Genomic DNA, 3,370 nt, shown 5'->3' with positions numbered 1-3,370 from the left:
ATTCCGAACCCGGAAGCTAAGCCTTACAGCGCCGATGGTACTGCAGGGGGGACCCTGTGGGAGAGTAGGACACCGCCGAACAAATATTGCGAAAACCCCCGCACTTTCGAGTGCGGGGGTTTTCTGCGTTTCCGGAGTTATTTAGGGTCTCTGTTATGCGCTATGACCTCGTCATCTTCGACAACGACGGTGTGCTCGTCGACAGTGAGTCGATCTCCAACACGCTGCTGGCCGCCTATCTCACCGAGCTGGGGCATCCGACCTCGTACGAGGACTCCATCCGCGACTACATGGGCTCCGCCATGCACCGCGTACACGATCTGGTCGAGGAGCGGAGTGGGCGGCGGTTGCCGGACGACTTCGACGATGTCTTTCATGCTCGGGTGTTCGCCGCCTTCGAGCGGGAGTTGGAGCCGGTGGCCGGCGTGGTCGACGTACTGGAGAAGTTGAGGGCCGACGGGGTGCCGTACTGCGTGGCTTCCTCCGGGAGCCATGAGCGGATTCGGGTCGGGCATCGGGCCGCCGGGCTTGAGCAGTGGTTCGAGGGTGGGCGGGTCTTCAGTGCGCAGGACGTGGGGCGGGGGAAGCCGGCGCCCGATCTGTTCCTCTATGCGGCGGAGCGCATGGGGGTGGAGGCGGGGCGGTGTGTGGTGGTGGAGGACAGTCCGCTGGGGGTGCAGGCCGCTGTTGCCGCCGGGATGGATGTGCTCGGATTCACCGCGATGACCCCTGCAGAGCGGCTCGTCGGGGCCACTCGACTCTTCGGCGGCATGGGGGAGTTGGGTGAGCTGCTGATGGGTCGCGTCGAAGATGAGGAAAATTCATCTTCTGATTCATCTACCCACGGGTAAGCCTGGGCCCTACGCTCGCGGCCATGACAGATGTGCTGCGGCGCGGTAGAGCCTCGCTGGCGTTCAGTTTCTTCGCCCAGGGCGTCGCCTTTGCGCTGCTCGTGACGCGTATCCCCGCGATCCAGGACCGGTACGGGATATCCGACGCGCTGCTGCCCGCCTTCCTGGCCGCCGTGCCGGTGCTGGCCGGAGTCGGCAGTGTCTGCACCGAGCACTTGGTCAAGCGGGTGCCGCCCAGCCTCGTACTGCGGTGGTCGCAGCCCGTCGTACTGCTGGCGCTGCTCGGTGTCGGCGCCGGTGATCATGTGGCCGAAGTCGCTGTGGCGCTGGGGGCGTTCGGGCTGGCCGTGGGTGCGCTCGACGCGTCGATGAACATGCTCGGCGTGAGTCTGCAGCGGGCGTACGGGCGCAGCATCATGCTCGGGTTCCATGCCGTGTACAGCCTCGGTGGGATCTTGGGCGCCTCGCTGGCCTGGGTCGGTGCGCACTGGCATCTCGATCTGTTTGTGTCCTACCTGCCTGTTGTGGTTGTGCTGTTGCCGGTCGTGCTGGTCGGGAGCCGGTGGTACGTCGATGCCGGTGAGGCGAAGGAGGACGTGGTTCCGGGTGGGGTGAGGGATGCGGGTGCGTCCGGTGGCATCGTCTTCAAGATGTTGTTGCCGCTGTGTCTGGTGATGACCTTCGCCTATATCGGCGACTCGACCGTTTCCAACTGGAGTGCGAAGTATCTGCAGGACGTGCTCGGGAGTTCCGAGCAGCTCGCCACCGTTCCGTACAACGTGTATATGGTCACCACGCTTGTCGGGCGGGCCATCGGGGACCTCGGGGTGCGGAGGTTCGGGGCCGTGGCCGTCGTACGGGCGGGGGCGCTGGTGGCTGCGCTCGGGTTCGGTGTCGTGGCTGCGGCGCCGGGGGCCTGGGTCGGGATGCTCGGGTTCACCTTGCTGGGGCTCGGGCTCTGTGTGATCGTGCCGCAGACCTTCGCCGCCGCCGGGCGGTTGTTCCCGGGGGCGTCGGATGCCGCCGTTGCTCGGCTCAACATCTTCAACTACGTCGGGTTCTTGATCGGCTCGCCTCTGGTGGGTGCTCTGGGTGATCTGTGGAGCTACCGCGGGGCGATGCTCGTACCGATGGTGTTGGTCCTGGTGACGTTGAGGTATGCGGGGTCGTTCGATCCTGGACCGGCCCGATACGGTGACGGGCATGAGCGGGCGCGCACAGCTGATGTGGGACGAGGCAGTAACGGGGTATGACTTCGGGCCGGACCATCCGATGGATCCGGTTCGGCTCGCCCTGACCCGGCGACTTGTCGATGCCTTTGGGCTCGACCGGGATGTGGATGTCGTCTCGGCGAAGCCGGCCGGGGAGTCGACGTTGCGGCTTGTGCATCGTGAGGACTACATCGAGGCGGTGAAGGCGGCTTCGGTTGATCCGGGGGCGGCTGACTCGGCGTACGGGCTCGGGACCGTTGATGATCCTGCTTTTGTCGGGATGCATGAGGTGTCCGCGTTGATCGCGGGGCAGTCGGTGGGGGCCGCGGAGGCTGTGTGGGGTGGGGAGGCTCTGCATGGTGTGAACTTCGCGGGTGGGCTGCATCATGCGATGCCTGGGGGCGCGTCCGGGTTCTGTATCTACAACGACGCCTCGTTGGCCATTGCCCGGTTGCTTGAGCTGGGGGCCGAGCGGGTCGCGTATGTGGATGTGGATGTGCATCACGGGGACGGGGTTCAGGCCGCGTTCTGGGAGGATCCGCGGGTTCTGACGATCTCGCTGCATGAGCATCCGCGTACGTTGTTTCCGCAGACCGGGTGGCCTGAGGAGACGGGGGCGGCTGGGGCTGCGGAGGGGAGCGCCGTCAATGTGGCGTTGCCGGCGGGGACCGGGGATGCCGGGTGGTTGCGGGCGTTTCACGCTGTTGTGCCTGAGCTGATCGCGGATTTTCGGCCGCAGGTGCTGGTCACTCAGCATGGGGCCGATACGCATTTTGAGGATCCGCTTGCTCATCTTGCCGTGTCGTTGGATGCGCAGCGGGCTGTGCAGGTTGCCTGTCATGAGCTTGCGCATGAGTACGCGGGTGGGAAGTGGGTTGCGTTGGGGGGTGGGGGATACGCGGTGGTTGAGGTTGTGCCGCGGTCCTGGACGCATCTCGTGGCTATTGCGGCGGGGCGGGCTGTTGAGCCTGGGGCTGTGATTCCGGAGGGGTGGCGGCAGGAGGTTTTTGCTCGTACGCGGCAGTTGGCGCCGGCTCGGATGACTGATGGGCGGTGGCCGGTGGCCTACGCGGACTGGGAGTCGGGGTATGACCCCGCCGACCGTCTTGACCAGGCGGTCATCGCTGCGCGTCGGGCGGTCTTTCCGTTGCGGGGGTTGTTGGCTTAGGTCGGGTTTTTCTCGCCCCCGCCGCCCCTACCCGTCCCATCCCCTTCCTGGGGGCTGCGCCCCCAGACCCCCCCTTTCGGCCTGAACGGCCTCGTCCTCAAACGCCGGACGGGCTGGGGGGTGGTGGCACGTGGGTGGGT

Annotated in this window: 3 protein-coding genes and 1 rRNA gene; all 4 read left to right on the top strand. The window is 66.1% G+C overall.

Features of this window, described 5'->3' with window-relative positions; genetic code table 11:
* A 5S ribosomal RNA gene (gene rrf, locus ACWCRB_RS49500) occupies positions 1-81 on the top strand; the annotation flags it as partial.
* Between the two features lie 74 nt (positions 82-155).
* On the top strand, positions 156-851 hold the full coding sequence (locus ACWCRB_RS49495) for an HAD family hydrolase (protein ID WP_451002327.1): 696 nt from the start codon (positions 156-158) through the stop codon (positions 849-851).
* 23 nt (positions 852-874) lie between these two features.
* A complete protein-coding gene (locus ACWCRB_RS49490) occupies positions 875-2,104 on the top strand; it encodes an MFS transporter (RefSeq protein WP_451002326.1) in 1,230 nt (409 codons plus the stop codon).
* Entirely contained in the window at positions 2,055-3,230 is a 1,176-nt protein-coding gene (locus ACWCRB_RS49485; RefSeq protein WP_451002325.1) for an acetoin utilization protein AcuC, read from the top strand. Before ACWCRB_RS49490 ends, ACWCRB_RS49485 begins: the two co-directional genes overlap by 50 nt.
* Positions 3,231-3,370: the final 140 nt, after the last annotated feature.

Source organism: Streptomyces sp. NPDC002156 (assembly GCF_053593675.1).
Note: the sequence above shows the minus strand (reverse complement) of the source record. Positions and strands in the feature narration are given on the sequence as shown.